This is a genomic window from Pseudosulfitobacter sp. DSM 107133, from assembly GCF_022788695.1.
In the GTDB taxonomy this organism is placed as follows: Bacteria; Pseudomonadota; Alphaproteobacteria; order Rhodobacterales; family Rhodobacteraceae; genus Pseudosulfitobacter.
In genome coordinates this window covers 1,529,887-1,554,299 of record NZ_CP085154.1, presented here as the reverse complement: position 1 = coordinate 1,554,299, position 24,413 = coordinate 1,529,887, and the positions used below count along the sequence as shown (strand labels likewise).

The following is a 24,413-nucleotide window of genomic DNA, read 5'->3' as shown; positions in this document are numbered from 1 at the left end:
TACATCCGCTTGAAATTCAACAAGAGTTCCTGCGCAGCTGCGCCTCGTCACAGACAAAATCTGTCAAACCAGTGCCGTAAGATGAATGGGTCCTGACCCTAAGCGGCGACTGACATCGCTGAATTGCACCTGAGCAAACCTGCCTTTTCAAACGGTCAGTGACACGCACAAGAATCCCTTTTGAAGGCACCAATGCATTTTGCCCAGACTTCAAGATTGTTTCCAGATCGCGCACCAGAATGGCGCCTTTGACTGCCGCGCTTCCCAGATTGTGGCAGAGGCAGGGCCGGGAATCGGGCATGGCAGCTCACCTCAATTCGCCCGCGAAGTGGCCCGTTTGCGCCCTCGTCTGGCCGCTTTTTCTTGGGCGCGATGACATTTGGGGAACTTCGATGCATCCGCCCTGGCAATCACACGAAGTTTACCACACTGCTTTTTCTGGGCTTTTCAAAAAAATTTCAGCTTCTTCGAAACAATACCCCTCAATTCTATCATTTGTTATGAAAAACCCGACGTTGTTTCTCGCAAAGGTAGAATAATCCTTTCATCGGCCCATTTATTCCCATCTGAAATAGAAACGCATTGTTTCGCCATATTTTTAACTTAATTGACTTCGTCGCTGTTAAGTTCGACTTAGTCAGAAATAAGGCGATTGAATGTCTGCAATCCGTCACAATCTTTTCCGGACGCGAAATGTTGGCCACAGCAATGGCGCACAGATCGCAGTGTGTCCGCGTAGATAATTCGGGGCAGTTGATTGGTTTATTTTGCGCGGCTCGGGGGGGCCGTGGGTTTGTTGTTGTGTGAGGTCTGCCATGTCCGAAGTGAATTTCGATGACGCGCCATCTGTGGTGCGCGTTGCTGTACCGCCTCAAAGGGTGATGAGGCATTTACGTCCCGTTCTTCCAATCCATGCGTCAAGCGCGATACGCGGCGAGGCCTACAGCGTCGCCCTGCCACAGCCGGCACCGCCAGCCGGTGCTTACCGCGCAGTTGGCAAGCGGGTGCTGGATGTGCTGCTGGTCATATTGGCATCGCCGCTGGCGCTGCTGCTGGTCGGGGTGTCCGCTTTGCTGCTGTGGATCGAAGGCGGTGCGCCCTTCTATCGTCAGGCACGGCTGGGCAAGGACGGCAACAGGTTTGCGATCCTCAAGCTGCGCACAATGGTGCGCGACGCCGACCGTCTGCTTGAAACCTATCTGGAGTCCGACCCCGAGATGCGTGCCGAATGGGAAACGCTGCAAAAGCTGCGCAATGACCCGCGTATCACGCCCATTGGTGCCTTCCTGCGCAAGACATCGCTGGATGAACTGCCCCAGCTTTGGAACGTGCTGCGCGGCGAGATGAGCCTGGTCGGTCCCCGCCCCATGATGATTGAACAGTTGACGATGTATGGCAATCCCGAGCATTATTTTGCTCTGAGGCCCGGAATCACCGGCTATTGGCAAGTCTCTCAGCGCAACGACAGCGCTTTCAGTGCGCGCACGGCGCTTGATGCGGCCTATAATTACAATATGTCACTTGTCGAGGATACCAAGGTCTTGTTGCGAACCGTTGGTGCTGTGATCCGACGGACAGGGTGTTAACATGTTTGAACGTTACCGTGATATCATCGCCGACCGGAACTCCGATATGCCAGCGCACCGGGGCATCATGAAATATCGTCACGCACAGGTTCAGCGCACCGCGCGGTCCCTGCCCTTTGATCTTGAACTGACCCGCCGTATCAGGGGGGCTGATTTTGCACCCGAGTGGAGCGATAGCGCCTTGATCGAACAACTTGACCCCTGGCAGGACCTGTCCCGTGTCAGCTTTGCTCGGGAAGCCGCACCGCTTGATATCCAGTTGGGGCTGCTGAACAACGACCGCGCCATGCTGCGCGCCTTTGACGACCTGCGCACGCAGCTGTTGCGCGCGATGGACGGCTCGGGCTGGTCACGCATTGCCATTGTGTCACCGACCAGCGGCTCGGGGGCCAGCTTTACCGCGCTGAACCTTGCACTGTCGGTGTCGCGCATCCCGTCCAAGCGCGCCCTGCTGATGGATCTGGACCAACGCGCCCCCGACATTGCAAACATGCTTGGCATTCAGGCCAATGGTATGATGGCCGACCTTCTGACAGGGGCTGTTGCACCGCAAAACTACCTGCTCAAGCCGACGTATACGCTGGCTTTGGGTCTGGGCAGCGGGCGCACCGAAAATGCATCCGAAATCCTGCATGCCCGCCGCACCGGCGAAGTGTTGAACAATATGATGGAGATGATGCGTCCCGACATCTCTATATTTGACTTGCCCGCCATGCTAGAACATGACGATCTCGAGGCGTTCCTGCCTCAGGTGGACGGCGTGCTGCTGGTGGCCGATGCCACGCAGACAGTGGGCGCCCAAATCACCGAGTGTGAACGACGGCTGGAAGGCAAGACAAACATCATGGGCATTATCCTGAATCGCACCCGTCCCGCAAAGGGCAGCTGACGGATGGGGTCTGTCTTTTCGGTAGCCGATTTTCTCGACATGCTGGCCCGACGCCGCCGCGTCGTGTTTTTGGTTTTTGTGCTTGGCTGCATATTGTCCCTGTATGTTGCCGCGTCCCAGCGCCATATGTATTCCTCGTCCGAAGTGCTTCAGATGCAGGGCGCCATCATTCCCGGAGAAATGGCCGCCACGACCGTTCAGGGATCGGATGCTCGCAGGCTTCAGCTGATCGAACAGCAAATCATGTCGCGCACGGCCATTCTGGAAATTGCCAAGGAACTGGACCTGTTCGCCGACCAGCCCGCGCTGACCGAGTCAGAAAAAGTGGTCGCATTCCGCAATGCGGTCAGAATTTCCGAAGTCAGCGCTGCCCGTCAGGGATTTAATGACGATGGCGAAGTGTCGCTTGTGCGCATCAGTGTCGACTGGCCCACTGCCGAAGGGGCACAGTCGCTTGCTCAATATGTGGCGCAACGCACGATGGAGCTTAGCACCAACACAAGGCTTGTGCGCTCGCGTGATGCGCTGGATTTCTTTTCCGCACAGGAACAGGAGGCAGGCCTTGCGATCGACAAGCTGGAACGCGAGATCAGCCAGTTCCGCGCCAGTAATGACATCGCCCTGCCCGGCAATGCGATCCGTGTGCAAAACGAGATTGCAACCCTGAACGAGTCGATCCTGGCCATTGACCGCCAGATGATCGCCCTTCAGCGCCAGATTGCCATTGCGCCCCAATCGCGGGTCGAGCGGCGCAATCGGGAACAACAACAAGAAGAGCTGGACACCCTGACCGCACAGCGCGCGTTGCTGACCAGCAATCTTGAAGCGATGAACAGCACCATCCAGGGAACACCCGAAGCGCAGCGCCAGCTTGATGATTATGACCGCAAGCGCACCGCGCTTCAGGCGGAACTTGAAGCCGCCACGGCCCGCCGCAAGGAGGCCGAGATCGCCTACCGTCTTGAAACACAGCGCCAGGCTGACCGGCTGACCGTGCTGGAACCCGCGGCGCTGCCCGAATATCCTTATACCCGCTCGCGCAAGGTGCTTGCCCTGCTTGGCGCTGTGGCCAGTATGATTGCCGCCGTCGCGACTGCCTTCCTGCTGGATCTGCGCCATCCGGTGATACGCTCGGCCGCCCAGATGGAACATACGCTGGGTCTGCGCCCTGTGGTGTCGATCCCGCAGATGCGGCCCAGGAAAAACCGGCGGCGCGGGCTTTTGCCCCGGCCCCTGCGTCGCCGCTAGAGGCTTTGCAGGGCTGTCAAATCGGCCCAGTGCAGCCACAGCGCCAGTGCTGTCAGCCCCAGCGCCAAGCCGGCAAACACCGCATCGTGCAGCCCGTCCCATGCGCCATGCCGCCGTGCCAGCCGCACCAGCACCGGATAGGACAGCAACAGCGCCAGCCCCACGGCGATCAGCGCGCCGACCAGCCCGAAGATCTGGAAGCCCGCCCACAGCATCACGATCTGTAACGACGAACGCAGCGCCGAATAGACAAAGGCCCCGCGTGAATCCCCTGCTGCCAGCGCCGCGCGGTCATAGCTCAGGCCAATCGCTTGCGGCAGAAACGCCAGCGCAATCAGCACCATCATGCCACCCGCAGGCGCATAGCGGGCATCATACATAAAGCCGACCAGCCAGGGCCCGCCCAGGGCCATCACCGCCAGCATCCCGAAAATGCCGCCTGTCATCAGCATCCGCATCTTGCGCAGGCGTGCGCGGTTGGCAGCACTCTCGGACGGGGGGCGGTCACGATAGATAGGGATCAGCAGCTGCGCCGCCAGCGTGCCGCCCAGAAGCACCGGAAAACTGGCGAGGAAATAGCCGATGTTGTAAATCCCCAGCGTGCCCAGATCGACCAGCGCACCCAGCACCGCCTTGTCACCCTGCGCGCTGACAAAGCCGAATGCGGTGCTCAGGAAGATCCACTTGCCATAGTGCAACTGCTCGGTCACCGCAGCACGTTCCAGCCGGAACCGGTTGCCCGCCCCCGGCAGGAACAGCGAGGTCAGGGTCAGCCTGACCAGCACGGTGATAAGACTGCCCAGCACCAGCGCGATAACCGACCGCGTGGCCAGCGCCAGCACGATCATGGCCAGCACACCAATCGCCTGCGCGGCAAGGTCCAGCATGGTCAGCCGCCCGAAAACAAGGTGGCGGTGCGCCGTTTCGATCCGTGTCGGCATGAACCCCGATATCACCAGCGCCACCCCTGCCAGCGGCAGATAGGTGGTCAGCAACGGTTCGTCATAGATCCGCGCCATCGGCACCGCCAAAATCAGCGTCACCATCCACAGGGCAAAGCCGCGCATGACCTGAATCGTCCAAGCGGTGTTCAGAAAATCGGGATCATCCCCGCGTTTGGACTGGCTGATCGAAGGGCCGATGCCCACGTCAGAGAACATCATCAAGCCCACCGTCACCACCGTGACCAGTGTCATCAGGCCAAAGGCCTCGGGGAACAGCAGCCGCGTCAGGATCAGGTTCGACGCCAGCCGGATCACCTGCGCACCGCCATAGCCCACCATCACCCACGACGCGCTGCGCAGAATGCGCGCGGTCAGGCGGTTGCCGGCAAAGGCTGTGACCACCCGTTTCATGTGCGGCCTTGCGGGGCGCAAATGCCACCTGCGGGCGCCAAAATACCGCGATGCAGCGCAATCGACTTGTACCGCGCGCCCGCGCAACTACCCTGCCCCCAGTCAAGCCGGAGCACCGCCCCATGAAGATCGCCTATGTTCTCAACACCTATCCCCAGCCCTCGCACAGCTTTATCCGCCGCGAGGTGCAGGCGCTGGAACGTCAGGGGTTCGAGGTGGACCGCATTGCCATGCGCGCTGCGGACACGGAACTGGTCGATGACGGCGACCGCGCCGAGGCAGCGGCGACCCATTATGTGCTGAAGACCGGCGCGCCGGCCCTGCTGCGCGATCTGCTGTGCCAAACCCTGCATGCGCCGCGCGCCATGTTGGACGCGCTGCGTCTTGCCTGGCGACATGGCGGGCGCAGCGAGGTCGGACGTCTGAGACATTTGATCTACCTTGTTGAGGCCGCACATATCACCCGCCGCTGCGCCGCGCGGGCAACGCTGCATTGCCATGCCCATTTTGGCACCAATGCCGCGACGGTGGCCATGCTGGCGCACGCCATGGGCGGGCCGCACTACAGCTTTACCGTCCACGGACCCGAAGAATTCGATGCGCCCCGCGCGCTGTCGCTGGGGGATAAAATCACCCGATCGGCATTCACCGTCGCCATCAGCAGCTTTGGCCGCTCGCAGCTGAGCCGTCTGGTCGGTCACGAGATCTGGGATCGCATCAAGGTGGTGCATTGCGGCATCGAACCCGCGCGCTTTGCCGACCCTGCGCCGATGCCCGACGGCCCGCTGCACCTTGTCGCCATCGGCCGCTTTGTCGAGCAAAAGGGCCAGATGATGCTGGTGCCCGCGCTGAAGGCTGCACTGGAACGCGCACCCGATCTGCATCTGACCCTGATCGGGGATGGCCCCTTGCGCCCGGTGCTTGAGGCGCAGATTGCGCAGGCCGGACTGGGCGCGTATGTCACGCTGACCGGCTGGCTGGACGAGGCAGGCGTGCGCGACAGGCTGGCGGCGGCGCACGGGCTGATGATGCCCAGCTTTGCCGAAGGTCTGCCGATGGTCGTGATGGAGGCAATGGCCGCCGCCCGCCCCGTGATCGCCACCTATATCGCGGGAACCCCCGAGCTGGTGCAGCATGGCACGACCGGCTGGCTGGTGCCTGCGGGCGATACCGACGCCTTGGCCGATGCATGGGTCGCGATGGCGCAAACGCCCGGCCCAGAGCTGGCCGCGATGGGGGCCGCCGCCCGCAGCCGCGTGCTGGCGCGTCATGATGTCGACACCGAAGCGGGCAAGCTGGCCACCCATATCCGCACCGCCGCAGATCATCGCCCGCGCACCCAGCCCGCAGGCCCGGGCAAGCGCACCGCCAGCGACACCGCCGCATAAACCGCAAAGCCGACCGGATCACGCGCCGCCAGCGCCATGATCCTGCCAGCCCCCAACGGTTCTGTGCCATCATTGACCAGCAGCGCCGGATAGCGTTCGCCAATCTCGGCCACGCCGCGATCCTGCCGTCGCCGCACCTTCACCAGACGCTCCCAGCCCTCGACCATGGGCCATTCATAGCGCGCCGGCACGCGGACCCGCTCGGACGGGGTGAAATGCAGCCGCACAAATGTGTCGTCCGAAATGATCCGCGGCCACGCGCCCCAACGCGCGCGCCCTGCACGGTTCATCGCAAATATGCCAAAACCCGGAACATCCTGCGAAAAGAACGGCAAGCGCTGCCAGAACCGTGCATAGGCGCGGGTCAGACGGCTTTGGGCGCGCGAAATCACCGGCGTCCCACTGGCATAGCAGGCCGCATCGCCCGAAAGCGCCGCAATCAGTTGGGCCAGCAACCCCTCGGAAACGATCACATCGGCATCAAGGTAGATCCGCGTGCCAAAGCTGGCCGCCACATCACCCAGATCCAGCGCGTGCAGCTTGTCACCGCGCGGCGTCTCGATCACCTCAAGCTTGCGCCCTGGCGCTGCATGGCTGCGCGCAATATGCGCGGTTCTGTCATGGCAGCCGTTGGCCACCACAACCACTTGCAGTTCAGCGCCCCCAAGATCCGAGGCAAAGACCGCATCAAGGCAGGCACCGATATAGGCCGCCTCGTCATGGGCCGGAATGACAACCGTTGCAGACAGGCTCACTTGTGCGCCTCGATTGCCTGGGCGCGCGGGTTGGTATCGCCCGGCCAGCGCATCGCGCCCCAACTGCCCCATTTGCCGGGGGCGGCCAGATCGTTGAACTGGTTGAACGGCCCTGCCCCCAACTTTGCCCAGCCCGCCATCAGGTCGCGGTAAAGCGCACCCATTTCGCTGCTGTAGTTGAGATGAACAAAGAACGCGGTCAGCTCTGCGTCATCTATCTGTGTGCCAAGGCCAACCACATGGCTGCCGCCTTCGTACATGGTCAGGTCCAGCCCGTGCCGCTGCGCCACTGCGACATGATAGGGCCAGACGCGGGTGACCAGATCGTGAATGGTGTCAGAGACCTCGCCGCTTTCGGCACCGTTGCGCAGCTCGCCTGCAGCGCGTTCGGTTGCCAGATCAAAACGGTGCGCGGCAACATATTCAGTCAGCGCATCCCCTGTTAAACCTTCCGACTGCCCCTTGTCGGCAGCCTCCTTGGCACTGTCGCTCAACCAATCCGCAATTAACGCCCGCCGCTTGTCGGTGCCAAGGATATGACCGAAATAGCCGGTGATCGCATAGGCATCAAAGGCCTCGACCGGCGCGTCCCAGCCATCGGCCACCGCCAGCGGCGCGGTCAGAATATCCGCTTCCAGCCCCATCCAGCCGGTCTGTGTGGCAATCACATTGACCAGCCGCGCCCGGTCCTGTGCAAAGACATCCGACCAGATCCGCGCCACCTCGGCGGCGCGCAGGCCATGGAACTGCGCGCCACGGTCCGCAACATCCCAAAGCGTGCGCGCCTGCGCGTCGGCCCATTCGGTTTGCGCAAACTGCCAGTTCCAGACCTCGTTGGAAAACTCGACATGCACGCGCAGGCCATCCGGCAGCGCCGCCCGCACCGCTTCGGCCATGGCGCGCACATAGGCGTCACCCGCCAGATGCGGCACGCAAATCCACGGCTCTGCCCCAGTCTCGCGGGCAAGCGCCATCATCACGTCGATCGGGGCGCCGTGGCGCGCATAGGAAAAATCGCCGATTTTGGCGCGGCTGTCCCAATCCTGTGCGTCAGAGTTGTTGGTGTTCATCCAGTCCATAAAGCGCAGACTGGCAAGACCTTTCAGCCCATTTGCCCAGTCAGGCCGGAACAGCGCCCCCTGCTTGTGCAACGCTTGAAGATCATCTCTCACAACACTGATATTGCGTATATAATCCCCGACGCCAAAGGGGTCGCTGCGTTGCACGCGCACCTCGACCGGCCCTTGCCCCGGTGTAAAATCAAAACTGACCGAGTTGTCGCCATAGCGCACATTGTGCGCCCGCCCCGTCACCTCGACAATGCCCGCACCGTCAAAGCTGAGGTGATAGCGGCCCGACAGAGCTGTGGCCGCGACGGGCAGATCGGTCAGGATCACTGTCCCGATGGATGACAGATCACCCGGCACCTGCGTCGGCCAGCCATCGCCGTCCAGCAGCCCACGCGCGACCAATGCGGCATAGTCCTGCCCGCCCCAGCGCCCGGGCAAATGTCCGATCCAGCGCCGCGCGGTCTTGAACACGTCAATAAACGGTTGCTGCGTGCTCCAGTCATTGATCGGCGCAAGGTTCATGGCCAGCCGCGTCCCCGGCGCAGTCGCGCCCATATGCGGAATGAACGGCACGGCTGTCAGACCGGCCAACAGGGTGCGACGGCTTAACTTCATGGCGCGACTCCGGTTTCAGGGCGGGTGCTGACCACCTGCCACACGGTTTCCTGCATCATGCCAGCCAGCGCCGGCCCCACCGATACCGCAGCGCTGCCATCGGCGCGGCGCATCTCATATGGCAGGCCCACAGGCGTGCGGTGATACAGGACCGCATAATGCGTCAGCGCGACAAGGTAATTGCCCAGATCATTCAGGTGGATCATGTCCTGCGTGCCATCTGCGTTGCGGCGAAACAGGTCGTGACGGGTCTGCATCGGCCCGACGCCGCCCGCCGCTTCGACCCTGCGCACCAGCGCCGCCATGACCTGCCCCGCGGGGATGATGCGCACAGCACCTGCCCCCTGCGCCGGTTGCACGACCTGTCCCAGCCAAAGTGCCGCGTAATCACTGTCGATACGCTCAAGCCATCCTTTGGGGTCGTCCAGCTGGTGCCACGTTTCATACAGATAGACCCGCGCACCGGCATTGTTGCTGCGCGCCAGTGTCGCCCATTTTTCCAGATACCGGGCACTGTCGTGATGGCGAATGGCGTCTTCGATCTCGACCATTTCGGTCAAAACCACCGCGTCAAAGGCCCCGCTGCCAATCGCAATGCGTGCAGGGCGAAACGCCGGATGGGCGTTTTCGGTGTCAAAGCCGTTGATTTCCACGTCGGGCTCCCAATGCGCACGCAGGGGTGTCCCCCAGCCCAGCTGACTGTGATAGCTGTGCCCGTCTGGCGCGAACTGTGCCAGCATCGCAGGCATATCGCGCCCGACCAGCGAATGCCCCAGATGATAGACATTCAGCCCCCCGACAGGTGCGGTATCCGGTGCCGCAGCGCTCTGGCGCGTGCCTGCCTGTGCGGCAGGGGCCAGAACAGCCACGATGCCGGCCAAAGCGACCGCGCCCGCACCGATCCAGATCTTCATGCGCTGGTTCATAACAGTCTTGTCATTCCCTTATCCCCGCGCCGCGCCGGGGGTGCTGCCCAGCGCCATGCCACAGGCAATCAGATCCTGCGTGATGACAAAGCGTCCTGCAAGTCTGGCACCGGCCCCGAACGCGCCGATCTGGCGCGTAAAGGTCGCCTCGAACTGGCCGGTATCAAGGTCGGGCGTGACCTCTAACGTATCAAAATCAAACAAAGTTTCCGTCATCCGGTACTGGCATTTGTAAGCGCATTCCTTGGCTGAAAAGATCAGCCGCGCAAGAATACCCGCCGCGTCCCGTGGCTGGCTGGCAAGCCATGCACGTTCGTCCAGCGTGCAGACCATGGGCAACAGATCCGCAGGCAAATCCGCATGGTCTTCCAGATCAATACCAATGGCGCGAAACGCGGCTGCGGGTGCCAGGGCGGCTGCACACAGATCAGCGGTGTGCGAAATACTGCCCACCACATCTGCGGGCCAGACCGGCGCGCGGTCGGGGGCCATGGGGATGGCAGCGGGCGGATGGCCCAGCGCGCCCAAAGCCGCGCGGGCAGCGGCGCGGCCTGCGGCGAATTCCTGTGCGCGGGCGGGCACCGCACGGGCGATGGCTGACGCCTCATCAGGCCACAGCGCGGGTTGCGGTGCGCGCGGGTTGCTGAGTGCTATTTCCACGGCGGGTGGAAACAGCCCGCGCAGCACATCTGCCCGCGCGGGGTCAGACACCGCATCGCGCGCGGTGGCAGGGGCGTTGAAACTGTGCCCTGCACTCACGTCGCCCCGCCCCTGCGCGCGGCGCGCATGGCACGACGGCGTTCCATCACCTCGTCACGGGCACCGATGGCGGCAGGAGTGGGAACGGCATCGGTGTTTGACGGCCCGCCCAGATGAGCGGCAAGATCGGCCAGCACCGGAAAGCGGAACACATCCGCAATCGACAGCTTTACATCAGGCAGGACAGCGCGGATGTCGCGGTGCATCTGTACAGCCAGCAGCGAATGACCACCGAGCGCAAAGAAGTTGTCATCGGCCCGCACCTCGGCCACGCCCAGCACATTGCACCAGATCGCAGAAATGCGATTCATCAGATCCTCGGGCACGGCAGTGCTTGCTGCACCCGTGGTGATCGGCAGGGCCCGTGTTTGGGCCTGTGGCGTGGACAGGACTTTGGCTTGCGGCCTGGCCGCCATCGGCAGGCTGGCACGGTCAATTTTCTTGTTTGGCGTCAACGGGAATGCCTCAAGCGCGACCAAAGCTGCCGGCACCATCGCGGGCGGCATGCTGTGCGCCAGATGTTGACGCAGGGCCTCGGCATCTATTGGGGCATTGGCGGTGAAATAGCCCGTCAGCCGCACATCCTTGCCGGTGCCGGTGGCCGTAACGACAGCGCCCGTGATACCGGCAAAGGCCGCCATATGTGCCTCGATCTCGCCCAGTTCGATGCGGTGGCCGCGTATCTTGATCTGGCCATCGTCACGCCCGATAAAGTCCAGCGTACCATCGGCCCGCCAGGCCGCCAGATCGCCGGTGTCGTACAGGGTTCCCCCCGCCAGCCCCGACAGGGCACGGAACCGCTCGGCTGTCAGTTCGGGGCGCTGCCAGTACCCTTGGGTCACACCCGCGCCGCCAATCCACAGCTGGCCTGGGACACCGATCGGCACCGGCGCACCTGTTTCGTCCAGCACATGGCAAACCGTGCCGACAATCGGCGCACCGATGGGGGCTGTGCCGTTCACCGGACCCTCAACAGGCTGCACTGTCGACCAGATGGTGGTCTCGGTCGGACCGTACATGTTCAGGATACGCGCAGGTGTGGCGCGGCGCACCTCGTCCACCAGATCACCGGGCAGCGCCTCGCCCCCCAGATACAAATGGCGCACCCGCCCCAGCGCGCTGCGTGCCTCGGGGTTCATGGTCAGGATACGGGCCATGCTGGGCGTACATTGCAGATGGGTCACCCCATGACGCACGATCTGTGCCGCCAGCGAGAAATCGTCGGCGTCCAGCACGTCGGGCGCATTGGCGCGGCGCAGCACCTCGGCCAGCGGGCGCAAACCTTCCAGCACGGTGGCGGCGTCAATGCCATAGTCGATCAGGCAGGCGATCTCGGTCACGCCGATCCCGGCGAGTTGTTCAGCCCGCGCAAGTCCGTCGTCGACGGTGCCAAACAGGCCCGCATCCTCGAAATAACGTTCAAAGGCGAAATCAAGGATCGCTTCCATTTCGTCCTCGGCCAGTCCGGCCAGGTCGATCTGCATGGGCGAAGCGACCCCTGCGGGTTTCTTGAAGGCCGGAAAGGCCCAGGCGTATTGCTTGATCAGCCCTGCGGCACTGCGCAAGTAATCCTTCATCGGGCCGCGCGCGACCTCGCGTGCTGCTTCCCGCGTGTCGGCCAGATAGCTGTGCAGCATCATGGTCACCTGGAAATCAGCCGGATTGTGGCCGGCGCCGCGTAGGGCTTCATGATAAATCTCGATCTTGCCGCGCACCTCTTCGATGGTCTGGCCCAGCAGGTGCGTCAGCACATGCGCACCCAGCGCACCGGCCTCGCGCCATGTGTCGGGATTGCCCGCCGTGGTGACCCAGACGGGCAATTCGGCCTGCACGGGGCGCGGATAGGTCATCACGCTGTGCGGCGCACCGGACTGGGTGGCAAAGCTGACCTCTTCGCCGCGCCACAGGGCACGGACCTGTTCCAGCGTGCTGTACAGGGCCGGTTTGTTCGCAGGGGGCGTGTTTTCGGGACGCAGCACAAAGTCGTCAGGCTGCCAGCCCGAGGCAAAGGCAATGCCTGCGCGTCCGCCTGTCAGATTGTCGATCACCGCCCATTCCTCGGCAATGCGCGCCGGATGGTGCAGCGGCGCCACGCAGCTGCCCGCGCGCACATCAAGGTTGCGTGTCACCGCCGCCACAGCCGCCCCCGTCACTGCCGGATTGGGGTAGGATCCGCCGAAGGCGTGGAAATGCCGCTCGGGTGTCCAGAGCGAGGTAAAGCCGTTGGCATCGGCAAATTTCGCGCCCTCCAGCAGCAGGTGGTATTTGTCCGCCGTCACGCCGCCATCATTGCCCCAGTAATACAGGCCGAACTTCAGCCCGCCACGGCTGGTGCCCCCCATTTGCGAGGTGCCGGACACCGCCGCGCGGGTCTCGCCGCCCGACAGCACAACCTTGAAACCGCGCGCCAGCGTGTGCCACAGCTCAAGCACCGAGATATCAAAGGCGATGCTGGTGACCGCCAGCCAGACACCACCCGCATCAGCGTCGATATGTTCATCCATGCCGGCGCGGAAATTTGCGACATTGCCGTGGCTGACACGCACGCCCTTGGGTGTGCCGGTCGAACCCGAGGTGTAGATCAGATAGGCGGTGTCATCGAGCCCGGCCACATCCTGCACCGGCGCATGGCTCTGCGCACAATCCGCGATACGCATCAGGCGTGCGCCGGTCTGCGGCAGGGTGTTTTCCAGTGCGGCCTCGGTCAGCACGATGGGGGCCTGGCTGTCAGTGATGGCATGGGCCAGCCGCGCAGCCGGATAATCGGGATCAAGCGGCACATAGGCCCCGCCCGCCTTGAGAATGCCCAGCGCGCCGATCACCAGATCGGGACCGCGCGACAGGCACAGCGCCACATGGGTGCCTTTGGTCACACCCGCGCCCTGCAAGGCCGCCGCCACCGCATCGGCGCGCGCCTCAAGCGCGGCGTAGGTCAGGATCGTATCCTCGAACACCAGCGCTTGCGCCTCCGGCGTGCGTTTGGCCTGTGCCGTGATCGCACCGTGGACGGTCAGCGCGCCGGCGGGTTGGGCCGGTGTGCCATGCCATATCGCCTGCAAGGCCGCGTCCGCTTGCGACACCGCGCGGGTGCTGCCCGCAAGCGTCTCGGCCAGACGCGCGGCCAGCAGATCGGCGGCAGCGGGGCTGATGCGTGTGGCATCAAACATCAGGCGCCCCTCGGGCCACAGAACGCTGACAGCGGTGCCCTCGACGGGCGTGCCGTCTTCACAGATGCCCATGGCAGGTCTTTCGAGGCCGGGACCACCCGCCAGACGCAGGCCCAGATCAGCGGCCATGCCCGGACGGTTCGCGGCTTCGGCCGCATCCTCAAGCGCCGCATCGCTGCGCAACGGCAGCCAGTCGGCAATCTCGTGCGGCGCTTTCGCCGCCAGTGCCGCCAGCGCCCTGTTGCGATAGGCCATGTATCCGGCAGCACCTGCGCCCTGCGCGGCCCAGCGCGCTATGCGCTCAAGTGCGGTATCGCGCTCCAGCCCTGCGGGGCTTGCAATCTCGCGGCTCTGCCAGTCAGCGGCACCGGTTGCGCCACCCGCCAGGGGGACGGCCAGCGGCTTTGCCGTGCTCAGGAGAGCGCGCCAGTGGTCTTCGTGTTTGGCAAGCGAGGCGATGGCGTCAAGGTCTACGTCGGGACGCTCCAGGGTATCGCCCGCAACCACATCAATGCGGGGCGTGCGCCCGTCCATCCGGCTCAGCCCCGACAGACGCAGCGCGCCGTCCGCGCACATAACAGTCAGCCTGCCCTCGCCGACAGCGACAACAAGGCCGGGAGCGCCCTGCCCCTCGGCAGGTTCGGCGCGCCGTACCTGTACCGCCGCGCCGTCCAGACGGATGCGGGCACAGGCCACGGGGTTGGCATGGGAAGCAAAATCAAGCGCGCTGACCAATGCGCGCGCGTCTTGTACGGTGCTGTCGAAATCAATGTATCCGGCGGCAGGCGGCAGTTGCGCGCGGGTGAACAGCTGACGGGTGCTGAAATCCTGCGCCATGCGCTGCGGATCGGGCGCGGCCAGTTCGTCCAGCACCGCGCCAAAGCTGTCCAGCCCCTCGGCATAGCAGCGTGCATTCAGGGCATGGGCGGTCACGTCGCGCGGCATGTCGAAGGCGCGCGACAGGATGATGTCGCCTTCGTCGATGCCGCTGGTCATGAAATGCCAGGTCACACCATGGCTTTTGCGCCTGTTCAGAATGGCCCAGACCGGCGTGTTGATGCCCGCATAATCGGGCAGCGGCCCGTCGTGAAAGTTGACCGCACCGCGCGCGGGCCAGTCCAGCACCGCCTTTGGCACGATGCGCAGGTTGGCGATGCTCAGCACCCAGTCGATCCCGTCCTGCACAAGCGTAGGCAGATCGGCTATGCGCTGTGTCACCGTCAGCCCCGCGCCTTCGGCCCAGCGCGCCACGTCGGCATCGCGTGTGGCAACGGCACGAATGTCAGCACCACGTTCGATCAACCGGGCACCGCAGGCGATGGTCAGGCTTTCGTCTCCGATCAGAACACATGAAAATAGGCTCATAGGTTGCCTCCTGTCGGCACATCGTGGTTGCGCAGCAGCGCCGCGTTGTTGAATGGAATGGCACGGTTTGACCGGCCCGCCTGACCGCGCCGCAAACCGTGGGCAATCAGATCGCGCAGAAAATACGGGGCCGTGTCGCGGGCCCGGCCCGTCAGAAGACAGCGCAACCGCCACAGCCCCTCGCCCAGCGCCCGCGACACTGTCGCGGCCAGCGCATAGGCGCGCCCGTGGTTCTGCACAAAATAATGCATGCGCGAGTCAAACCAATAGCCCGGCGTGCGCGCCCATTCTTTCATGCCGGTCGACACCGACCCCAGATGCTCGGCCTCGGAGGCGGGCACATACAGACATGTCCACTTTGCCCGCGCGGCGCGCAAACACAGGTCGGTTTCCTCGAAGTATAGAAAGAAGCTTTCGTCAAACAGCCCAACCGCGTCCAGCATCGGCTGGCGCATCATGATCGACGCACCCGCCACCCAATCAACGGGCGCTGTCGCCTCGGGCACCGGAAAAGGCACCACCCAGTTGCGCAGCAGGCGCGTGAAAATACCCGTGCGCACCGCGCCTTCGAATTCACCCAAGATCGACGGAAAGCGGAAACATGTGTGGTGCAGCACGCCGTCGTCCCCGACGATACGGCTTCCGGCCATACCCGCTTCGGGATGCGCTGCAAGCGTGTCCAGCAGCACGCGGATGGCATCGGGGCGCGGCCATGCGTCGGAATTCAGCAAATAGACGAAATCGGGGGCAGTCCCGTCAGGCAGGCCTGCGCGCATGGCCAGATTGTTGCCCGCACCAAAGCCGCCGTTGTGCGGTGACTGCAGAAAGGTCACCCGATCCCAGCCCGCGTCAGCGATCCCCTTGGCGATGATCTTGTCGCTGCCATCGCCCGAGGCGTTGTCAACGATAGTGATGCTGCCCGCGATCCCCTGCATCGCGGTGACGGCGCAACCTGCGGATTTCAGGGCCAGTTCCGGCGTGCGATAGTTCAGCACGACAACAAGGACGGTGGGCGTTTGCCGGGTCATGTCATCTCACTCTGCCGCTGTGCGGCTGGCCCAGTCGGACGTATCGCCACGCACGGCCATTGCATCGGCATCAGCGGCCAGCGCCGCGATGTGGCCAGCCAATGTCGAGACGTTGGGCACCAGAACCATCCCGTCATGATCCCCCGGCACCTCGATCACGTCGAGGTTGGGGCAATACCGGCCCCAGCCGTTGTCGGGAATGACATATTCACGTTCGGAACTGATCCAGGCACCGCCGGTGCCGCGCCATTTCTGGTCCAGCTTGGGGCGGAACAGTGTAACCGGACCATCCCACTGGCGCGGCTGATAGGCAGCGGCGGCGGCGCGGAACGCCTGTTCAATGGCGGCATTGTGGAAACTGCCTGCTTCCTCGGCAGGGGCATGCGCGTTGCGTTTGGACAGCTCCCAGTCGATCCGGTTGCGGGCCCATTCCACAAGGAACCCAGGCCCCTTGCTGCGCAGTTCCTGCAATTTTATCAACACCTTGTCGGCACGGCTTAGCGCGGGGCGGTGCGGCAGCGGCGTGTCAAGCAAGGCCAGCATCGCCACCTCTTCACCGGCTGCGCGCAGTTGCTGGGCCACCTCCATCGCGGTGATGCCACCGCCCGAGAAACCGGCAAGGTAATAGGGCCCCTCAGGTTGCACCCGACGCATCTCCGCGATGTAATCGGCGGCGGCGGTCTCCATGCGCGTGTGCGGGTCGGCACCGCCCATCAGACCCCGCGCCTGCAAGCCCCAAACGGCGCGGTCGCGTCCGATGGCAAAGGCCAGCTGGCGCAGGTTCAGCACGTTGCCGAACATGCCCGCCACGATGAACAGCGGCGTGTGGCCACCCGATTTACCCGGATGCAGCGCCACCAGATGCTGAGGTGCATCCTGTGGCACGGCCTCAGGTGTCGACGCTTCGTCTGCGTGCACTGCGATCCCGCCACCTGCCGCGTCGATACGCGCGGCCAGCGCTGCGATGGTCGGGGCCTCGAACAGAACCGACAGGGGAAAGTCGATGCCGTGGCGCTGCTTGACCTGTGCAAACAGGCGCACCGCCAGCAGGGAATGCCCCCCGAGGTCGAAGAAACTGTCTTCGGCCCCCACCTGCGAAATGCCCAGCAGCGTTGACCAAATGGCGGCAAGGCTGGCTTCGGTGCCCTCTTTGGGGGCGATGTAGTCAGCCTCAAGCGTGGGGCGTTCGAAGCTGGCGCCAGCCTGCGCCACGTCTTCGGGTCCGGCGGCGGCCTCGGCGATCAGCCCGTGCAGATCGACGGGCGAAATGGCAATGCGTGCCAATCCGTCCGACGCCGACAATCTCAGCGCGCGCGCCAGTGCCTCGGGGCCTTCCGCGGCGGTGATGCCTTGGGCGACTTGCGCCAACAGACGGGTTTCGGCCAGCGACAGCGGTGCGGCTTTGCCATTGGCAAAGTCGATCTCGCTGGGCGCAGGGGCGGCGTCAATACCCGCCAGCGCCGAAGCCGGCAGACGCAACATGCGCAGGCCGCGCACTTCGATCAGAACCGCGCCGGATGGCGTGGCCAAAATAATGTCGAACATCACGCTTTGCGCATCAACGCCCTGCGCGGCAGCGGGCGACAGGCGCATCCAGCTGACAATCTCGGCCGGGAGCGGCGCAAACATGTGCAGTTCGCCGTAGCTTGCAGGCACCCACAGATCCGCCGGATCATAGCTGTCGTGCAGCCCAATCGCCCAGCCCGTCGCCAGATCCAGCAGGCCGGGATGGGCCAGCCAGCCCGCACCAATATCCCCGTGGTACGCGGCAGGAAGCGCCAGACGGGCGATGCCCTCGCCCTTGCCCGTAGCGGTGCCGGTGACAACCCGCCAGCGCGGACCAAAGTCCAGATGCGCCTCTTGCGGCGAAGTGAAATCGCCGGACCCGTTGGCTTCACAACGGGCTTCAATGGCCCGAAGGTCGATCTGCGGCGCGGTTTCGCTGAGCGCCGCAATGCGTGCCTCGGCGGTTGTGACTTCACCGGTGCGCCCGTCCAGAGTGACGCAGCGATGCAACGACAGCGCGCGATCCTGCCGACCTGCGCCCAGACGCAGAACGCCCGCTTGCCGCGTTCCCGGCGTGGTGGTGAAAGGGCGCAGGAAATGCAGTTCGCTGAGCGTAAAGGGACGGAAGCCACCCCCCGCCGCCATCGCTTCGGCCGCCAGTTCAATCACGGCGGTGCCGGGCAACAGGACATGGCCCGCGCGCGTGCGGTGCTCGGCCAGCACCCAGTCGTCCTCGGGTGACAGGTTCAGCGCGAAGCGTTCCGAAGTATCGGCAGCTTCGGTCACGTCCTCCAGCATCGGTGTGTCCAGGGCGCGCGGTGCTGCGGCGTCTCCGGTGCGGGCCGCCATCGCATCGACTGCCATGCCGGTGTCTGACCAGACGCCCCAGTTGATCGCCAGCGTGCGGGTTTGCCCGCCCCGCCGCGCTTGCGCGACCGCGTCAAGATAGGCATTGGCGGCAACATAATCGACCTGCCCCGCTGGCGTGGTCAGCGTGCTGGTCGATGAACACAGCACCAGCAGATCGGCGCTGCCATCGGGGAACACCTCGTTCAGAACGCGCAGGCCTGCAATCTTGGGCGCAAGCACCGCCTGCATCCCAGCTTCGTCCTTGGTCAACAACGGCGCATCGTCAACAACGCCTGCCGCATGGATGATCCCGTTCAGCGGGCCAATCTCGGCCAGCTGCGCGCGCACAGCCTGCATCTGCTGCACATCGGTCACATCGCCGGTCAGACAGGTGATACGCCCGCCCAGCTCTTCGATCTCGCGGATTGCGGCAATCTTGCGTGCGGTGCGCCCTGTTGCGGGGCCAGCTGCGGCCCCCTCATAGCGGGCCCATTCGGCGCGCGGCGGCACGGCGCTGCGCGACAGCAGCACGATATGCGCCTGTGTGCGGCGCGCGATGTCGCGGGCGATGGCCAGACCGATACCGCCAAAGCCGCCGGTGATCAGATAAAGCCCGCCATCCTTGTACACCGGCGCGTCTGCAGTTTCAGCCAGGGGCACAGCACGCAGGACCGAGGCGAGACGTTCACCACCGCGCAGGGCCGCGACGCCGTTTGCGGGCTCGGCCAGCAAATCGCGCATCAGCAGGCGCTGCGACGGGTCCACCTGCGCCGCTTGCTTGCGCGCACGGCGGGGCGGCGCCATGTCCGGGCGTTCGATGTCGACCAGTTGCACGGTCACATTCGGAAATTCACGCGGGATGACGCCGACAGGTCCCAGAACACAGGCCTTTTCCGGATAGAACGGCCCCTCGTCACGGACCCGCAGCGCCCCCGAGGTCACCACGGTAATGTGGCACCCGTCGGGCAGCTCGACGCTTTCCAGCGCCTGCGCCAGATGGGTCAGGCTGTAGAAACCATGTTCGATATTGCGATCAAAAAAGCTGGAGCCGGGGCGGAAGGTTTCGCCCGCTGTCACGCCCCAGAAATGCGCGATGCGCCGGGGCAGCAAGCCGTCCACGGCCAGCGCACCCATCAGCGCCTCGTATCCTGCGCGGCCCTGTTCGGGCGACAGGATATAGTCCTGTGCGCCGCGCCGCTGGAAGCTGTCACCGGATGTGACGGTAACAACGCTGTGGCCTGCGGAGCGCAAGGCGGCGATGGCGGGCGCTGCGGCACCTGCCGCATCTGCAAAGACCAGCCAGTTGCGCGGGCTGCCCAGTGTTTCTTCGGTTTCGATGTCGCAATCGGCCGCTTCAGGACGCCAGCGCGGGGTATAGCCCCATGCGCTTACGTCGTCAGTGCGCGACAGTGCGCGCGCCTGTGTTACAGCGGGCTGGCCCGGTTCGATGAAATAGCGGCTGCGCTGGAACTGGTAGCCTGGCAACACCACGCGGTTGCGCCGTGCGCCGCCCCAGATCTGGTCCCAGTCGGCATTGATCCCGCAGGCCCAAAGCCTGCCGATCACCGCCTGAAACTGTGCATCGTCTGCAATGGGCTGATTGGCATGGCGCAGGGTGCTGAACGCCTGTCCCGGCTGAACCGCTTGGCCCATCTGCGCCAGGGAGGCCAGCGCACGGCCCGGCCCGACCTCAAGAAAGACCGACGGGCGCGCGGCCAGCGCATCAATGCAATCGGCAAAATGCACGGTCTGGCGCAGTTGTTGGACCCAATACTCGGGGTCTGTCGCCTGCGCGTCGCTCAGCGGTGCGCCGGTGCGGTTCGACATGATCTGCATCTGCGGCGCGTGCAGGGTCATGCCCTGAAGATGCGAGCGGAACTGCGGCAGGATGTCATCCAGCATCCGCGAATGGGCGGCGATGTCGATGGAAACGCGCTGGCTTTCGATGCCCTGTTCGGTCAACCGTGCGGCCAGTGCGTCCAGCGCCGCCTGCGGGCCGGACACGGCACACAGACCCGGCGCGTTGACGCTGGCAATATCCAGATCCGCGCCCAGCAGCGGCAAAAGCGCCTCTTGCGTCAGCGGAACCGACAACATGCCCCCCGCCGGCACCGTGTCGAACAGCTTGCCGCGCAACAGCACCAGATCAATACAGTCTTCGAAGGACATCACACCGGCCAGTGCGGCGGCGGTGTTTTCGCCCATCGAATGCCCAACCAGCGCTGCGGGGCGCACGCCCCAGCTCAGCCACAGCTGCGCCAGCGCAAATTCGGTGATCATGATCAGCGGCAATTGCACCGACGGCCGGGTCAGCGTCTTGGCGGCAGCGTCCTCTTGGCCCGGTTCGGGAAACCACAGGGCGCGAATGTCATAATCCAGTTGCGGTGCAAGGTGATCCAGCCCGCGGTCCATCCATTCGGCAAAGACCGGCTCGGTCTCGTAGAGATCGCGCGCCATGTTGGGATATTGCGCGCCGCCGCCCGGAAACATGAAAACCAGTTGCGGTGTGGTCTCGCGGGCGGTGTGGGTATGGACGCGCTGCGGGTCGCCTGATTCAAGCAGGGCGGCGGCCTCTTCATGGGTCTGGGCGACCAGCACGCGGCGCATTCCAAAGCCGTGACGACCCTCTTTCAGGGTATAGGCGATGTCGGCCAGAGGCTGTTCGGGATGGGCGCGCAGATGCGCGGCCAAAGCAGTTGAAGCCGCATCAAGCGCCACTTTACTTCGCGCCGACAGGATCATGATCTGAAACGGAAAATCGCTTTCTTCCGACAGTGCGCGCGCAGGGGCTTCTTCGAGAATGACATGGGCATTGGTGCCGCCCACGCCCAGCGAATTGACCGCCGCGCGGCGGGGTGCATCTGCGGGTTCGGGCCAGTCGATCAGCCGGTCGGCCACCGCAAATCGAGAGCCTGCAAAGTCGATCTCGGGGTTGGGTGCCTCGTAATTCAGGCTGGGCGGAATCTGGGCGTTGTACAGCGACAGCGTGGTCTTGATCAGGCCGATAACCCCCGCGGCGGTGTCGGTGTGACCAATGTTCGTCTTGACCGAGCCGATGTGGCAGGCCACGCCGCCCGCCGGACCATGTGCCGCGTCAAGGGCGGCCACCTCGATCGGATCACCCAGATAGGTGCCGGTGCCGTGGCATTCGATATACCCAATGGTCTCGGGCGCGACATTGGCATCGTGCAGGGCAGTGCGAATGGCGTCTGCCTGCCCTTCGACGCTGGGGGCCAGATACCCCGCCTTGGCCGCGCCGTCATTGTTGACCGCACTGCCCTTGATCACACCCCAGATGTGGTCGCCATCGGCAAGCGCGTCTTCCAGACGCCGCAGCGCGACGGCACCGGCGCCGCTGCCGAATACCGTGCCCTTGGCGCGGTGATCGAAAGCATGGCAATGCCCGTCGGGCGACAGGATTTCATTTTCCTTGTACAGATATCCCCGCCCCTGCGGCAGTTCGATGGTGACACCCCCCGCCAGCGCCATGTCACATTCGCCGTTCATCAGCGCCTGACGCGCATAGTGGATCGCCACCAGCGACGTTGAACAGGCGGTCTGAAGCGAAACGCTGGGCCCCTTCAGGTCGAACACATGGCTGACGCGCGTCGACATGAAATCTTTATCGTTTCCAGTATGGCGCAAAAGAAACAGGCCCACGTCCTCGACCAGCGCGGGATTGGTGCGGATGTTGTCGTGAAAATAGCTGCCCTGCCCGCAGCCGGCAAAAACGCCGATACGCCCGTCAAAGCTGCGCGGCGGATGGCCCGCCTGCTCCATCGCGGTCCAGGTCACTTCCAGGAACTTGCGGTGCTGCGGATCAAGGATCGCCGCCTCGCGCGGGCCAAAGCCAAAGAACTCGGCGTCGAAGTCGGCAAAGCCGCCCAGAGGCGCGGCAAAAGGCACATAGTTGCGTTGCCCGATTTTTGCAGGATCCTCGCCCGCCGCAATCAGCGCGTCACGATCCATCTTAACGATGCTTTCAACACCGCCTGCCAGGTTCGACCAGAACTGTGCGATATCGCCAGCGCCCGGCACGTCTGCCGCCATGCCGACAATGGCAATGTCGCCACTGTTTGTGCGCGGCGAAACCTTGGAAGGAACAGAAGACATACTCATGACAATAATCAAACTCCATCTGGCCCCGAACAGGCATTCGGGGGCCTGACTACAGATACAGCAAGGCACGCCGGCAACGAAGTAGTGTTTCTTTCCAGCCGCATTCCCGACACACAAGCGACTGATAATACGGTGTTCTTGGAAATGTCGCAAAAATCAGCAAAACGCCGCAGCAGCTACAAAATTCAGGTTCTGAACAAATTGATTAACAAACGTGGATAATGACACATTTGAGACACATTTCAATAGAATCAGCGGCTTGCAGATATTCGACCGCTTGGCACGGCCCCTGAACGGTCGGGATTGCGCTGCCCGATGACCACCCGACGGCGCCATTTTTCGGGCGCCGCGGGAACGCGCGCTTCGCTGATTCCCAGAATGGCCCCCGCCATCAGCCAAGTATAGGGCGTCAGGATCGCGTTCAGCAACATGTCGATCATGGTGATGGAAAGCAGGATCGCCACCGGCGCCAGATAGCGCGATTGCGCACCGACCTGAAGGTTCCCGAACCCCCACCAAAGCAGGATCAATGGCCCCCCGATCAGCCCCATCTGTGCGATGTAGCCAACCCAACCGAAACTGCCGAAAACGATGATCCATTCGCCGTCCGGAATGGTCAGAATCCGGCCCGAGCGGCTGTCACGCACAAGGTTGCGGCCCCATTCGCCCCAACCGAAAAGCGGCTTGGCATCGGCGCGGTCCAGCAACCGTTCTTCGTTGTCAAACCGGTATCCCAATGACTGGGCGCGGTCGGGATTATAGGCCTCGACTTTCTCCAAAATCGCCTGTGTCGGGATCATCCCATTGTTTCGCAACATGGGATAAATCATCGCAACCAGCGCGATCACCAGCACCAGACGCACCTGCATTTTGACCGAAGCAAACAGGATCAAAGGGGCCAGTGTCATGGCATACAACAGCGATGCGGCGCTTTTGCACAGCACCAGCAGCACCAGCAGGTAAAGCCCCACACCGACATAACGCATCGTGCTGCGCTGATCGGCCCCGCGGCCCAGCGCAAAGGCCGCCATTGCCGCGCTCATCACGAAAAACGCCAGCCACAGTGCGTGGGGCAGGAAAACGATGGGGCGAAAACCGCCCTGCCGCATCATCTGCTCGAAATTGTGCTGAAAGAACCCGTAGACCCAGATGTTGATTTGAGGGCTCAGACGGATCTCGATCAATGCGGGCACCGAATAGATCAGCGCGCCAACCACCAGTGCCAGCAACAGTTCCCGCAGGCCCGTTTCGCTGGCCAGCAGGCTGCGCCCCAGAAAGAACGGCAGCAACACAATCACCTGCCCCACGATCACGGACAGCAAATCGCGCAGCCCCAGACCCGGCAATGATGTGCCCGTCACCGAGGCCGACTGGATCGGCCCGGTAAACACGATCGCATCGCCGTTGGTCAGAACCGTCGGGATCACACCGGCCACAAACAGCAGCACAAGGATGCGCATCGGCCATCCCTGCGGCCACAGGGACACGCGCTGGCCCAGATAGGTGATCGCCAGAGCAAAGGCGCAGATGTTGGGGATTGACGTCTTGTTCATCTCGGGCACCAGCGGCAGATCGAAACCGGTGGCGGGCGGCAACAGCAGATAGCCGCCCAGAATGCTCCAGATCACTGCGCGTTCGGTCGGCATGAAACGACAGAACAGCAGGCAGACCAATGGCCAGATCATCAACATCAGGTAGGCAAGCGTGTTGGGCATTGGGTGTCCAGCAGATCAGAGTTGCGGGGGCTTTAGCACGCCCCGCGCCTCTTGTCCCGCATGTCGGCATTTG

14 protein-coding genes are annotated in these 24,413 nt (G+C 63.6%); 5 read left to right on the top strand and 9 right to left on the bottom strand.

Features of this window, described 5'->3' with window-relative positions:
* Nucleotides 1–158 precede the first annotated feature (158 nt).
* From DSM107133_RS07645 to DSM107133_RS07630, 4 genes are all read left to right on the top strand, one after another.
* Complete coding sequence (locus tag DSM107133_RS07645; RefSeq protein ID WP_162792126.1) at nucleotides 159–539, top strand: hypothetical protein; 381 nt, start codon at nucleotides 159–161, stop codon at nucleotides 537–539.
* A 342-nt stretch (nucleotides 540–881) separates the two neighbouring features.
* Nucleotides 882–1,586, top strand: coding sequence for a sugar transferase (locus DSM107133_RS07640; RefSeq protein WP_114294814.1), 705 nt, complete (start codon nucleotides 882–884; stop codon nucleotides 1,584–1,586).
* Nucleotide 1,587: 1 nt separating this feature from the next.
* Nucleotides 1,588–2,475, top strand: coding sequence for a CpsD/CapB family tyrosine-protein kinase (locus DSM107133_RS07635; RefSeq protein ID WP_114294815.1), 888 nt, complete (start codon nucleotides 1,588–1,590; stop codon nucleotides 2,473–2,475).
* Nucleotides 2,476–2,478: 3 nt separating this feature from the next.
* Nucleotides 2,479–3,723: a DUF874 domain-containing protein gene (locus DSM107133_RS07630; protein ID WP_114294816.1), complete on the top strand. Its 1,245-nt coding sequence runs from the start codon at nucleotides 2,479–2,481 to the stop codon at nucleotides 3,721–3,723.
* On the opposite strand, the gene DSM107133_RS07625 is transcribed toward DSM107133_RS07630, so the two are convergent.
* Nucleotides 3,720–5,078: an oligosaccharide flippase family protein gene (locus DSM107133_RS07625; protein ID WP_114294817.1), complete on the bottom strand. Its 1,359-nt coding sequence runs from the start codon at nucleotides 5,076–5,078 to the stop codon at nucleotides 3,720–3,722. The two genes, DSM107133_RS07630 and DSM107133_RS07625, sit on opposite strands and share 4 nt — an antisense overlap.
* Before the next feature lie 122 nt (nucleotides 5,079–5,200).
* Here DSM107133_RS07625 and DSM107133_RS07620 point away from each other — a divergent pair, with 122 nt between their 5' ends.
* Nucleotides 5,201–6,466 (top strand): glycosyltransferase, encoded by a 1,266-nt coding sequence (locus DSM107133_RS07620; RefSeq protein ID WP_114294818.1) that lies wholly within the window; start codon nucleotides 5,201–5,203, stop codon nucleotides 6,464–6,466.
* Here the strand turns inward: DSM107133_RS07620 and DSM107133_RS07615 are convergent.
* The 8 genes from DSM107133_RS07615 to DSM107133_RS07580 form a co-directional block, all read right to left on the bottom strand.
* Nucleotides 6,403–7,221: a glycosyltransferase gene (locus DSM107133_RS07615; RefSeq protein ID WP_114294819.1), complete on the bottom strand. Its 819-nt coding sequence runs from the start codon at nucleotides 7,219–7,221 to the stop codon at nucleotides 6,403–6,405. The two genes, DSM107133_RS07620 and DSM107133_RS07615, sit on opposite strands and share 64 nt — an antisense overlap.
* Nucleotides 7,218–8,906 carry a hypothetical protein gene (locus tag DSM107133_RS07610; RefSeq protein WP_114294820.1) on the bottom strand — a complete coding sequence of 563 codons (1,689 nt, stop codon included), beginning with the start codon at nucleotides 8,904–8,906 and terminating at the stop codon, nucleotides 7,218–7,220. Before DSM107133_RS07610 ends, DSM107133_RS07615 begins: the two co-directional genes overlap by 4 nt.
* Nucleotides 8,903–9,820, bottom strand: a complete 918-nt coding sequence (locus tag DSM107133_RS07605) for a hypothetical protein (protein ID WP_240310629.1) — start codon at nucleotides 9,818–9,820, stop codon at nucleotides 8,903–8,905. Before DSM107133_RS07605 ends, DSM107133_RS07610 begins: the two co-directional genes overlap by 4 nt.
* A 30-nt stretch (nucleotides 9,821–9,850) precedes the next feature.
* Nucleotides 9,851–10,591, bottom strand: coding sequence for a 4'-phosphopantetheinyl transferase superfamily protein (locus tag DSM107133_RS07600; protein ID WP_114294821.1), 741 nt, complete (start codon nucleotides 10,589–10,591; stop codon nucleotides 9,851–9,853).
* Complete coding sequence (locus DSM107133_RS07595; protein WP_114294822.1) at nucleotides 10,588–15,123, bottom strand: MupA/Atu3671 family FMN-dependent luciferase-like monooxygenase; 4,536 nt, start codon at nucleotides 15,121–15,123, stop codon at nucleotides 10,588–10,590. Before DSM107133_RS07595 ends, DSM107133_RS07600 begins: the two co-directional genes overlap by 4 nt.
* Nucleotides 15,120–16,151, bottom strand: coding sequence for a glycosyltransferase family 2 protein (locus DSM107133_RS07590; RefSeq protein WP_114294823.1), 1,032 nt, complete (start codon nucleotides 16,149–16,151; stop codon nucleotides 15,120–15,122). Before DSM107133_RS07590 ends, DSM107133_RS07595 begins: the two co-directional genes overlap by 4 nt.
* 6 nt (nucleotides 16,152–16,157) lie before the next feature.
* Nucleotides 16,158–22,625, bottom strand: a complete 6,468-nt coding sequence (locus DSM107133_RS07585; protein ID WP_114294824.1) for a type I polyketide synthase — start codon at nucleotides 22,623–22,625, stop codon at nucleotides 16,158–16,160.
* A 251-nt stretch (nucleotides 22,626–22,876) separates the two neighbouring features.
* Nucleotides 22,877–24,340 (bottom strand): hypothetical protein, encoded by a 1,464-nt coding sequence (locus DSM107133_RS07580; RefSeq protein WP_205387879.1) that lies wholly within the window; start codon nucleotides 24,338–24,340, stop codon nucleotides 22,877–22,879.
* Nucleotides 24,341–24,413 lie beyond the last annotated feature (73 nt).

Excerpts from the sequence above, each read along its gene's own strand:
- DSM107133_RS07625 (WP_114294817.1), bottom strand. The coding sequence starts at position 5,078 with ATGAAACGGGTGGTCACAGCCTTTGCCGGCAACCGCCTGACCGCGCGC.
- DSM107133_RS07610 (WP_114294820.1), bottom strand. The coding sequence starts at position 8,906 with ATGAAGTTAAGCCGTCGCACCCTGTTGGCCGGTCTGACAGCCGTGCCG.
- DSM107133_RS07620 (WP_114294818.1), top strand. The coding sequence starts at position 5,201 with ATGAAGATCGCCTATGTTCTCAACACCTATCCCCAGCCCTCGCACAGC.
- DSM107133_RS07580 (WP_205387879.1), bottom strand. The coding sequence starts at position 24,340 with ATGCCCAACACGCTTGCCTACCTGATGTTGATGATCTGGCCATTGGTC.
- DSM107133_RS07595 (WP_114294822.1), bottom strand. The coding sequence starts at position 15,123 with ATGAGCCTATTTTCATGTGTTCTGATCGGAGACGAAAGCCTGACCATC.
- DSM107133_RS07635 (WP_114294815.1), top strand. The coding sequence starts at position 1,588 with ATGTTTGAACGTTACCGTGATATCATCGCCGACCGGAACTCCGATATG.
- DSM107133_RS07590 (WP_114294823.1), bottom strand. The coding sequence starts at position 16,151 with ATGACCCGGCAAACGCCCACCGTCCTTGTTGTCGTGCTGAACTATCGC.
- DSM107133_RS07605 (WP_240310629.1), bottom strand. The coding sequence starts at position 9,820 with ATGAAGATCTGGATCGGTGCGGGCGCGGTCGCTTTGGCCGGCATCGTG.
- DSM107133_RS07585 (WP_114294824.1), bottom strand. The coding sequence starts at position 22,625 with ATGAGTATGTCTTCTGTTCCTTCCAAGGTTTCGCCGCGCACAAACAGT.
- DSM107133_RS07630 (WP_114294816.1), top strand. The coding sequence starts at position 2,479 with ATGGGGTCTGTCTTTTCGGTAGCCGATTTTCTCGACATGCTGGCCCGA.
- DSM107133_RS07640 (WP_114294814.1), top strand. The coding sequence starts at position 882 with ATGAGGCATTTACGTCCCGTTCTTCCAATCCATGCGTCAAGCGCGATA.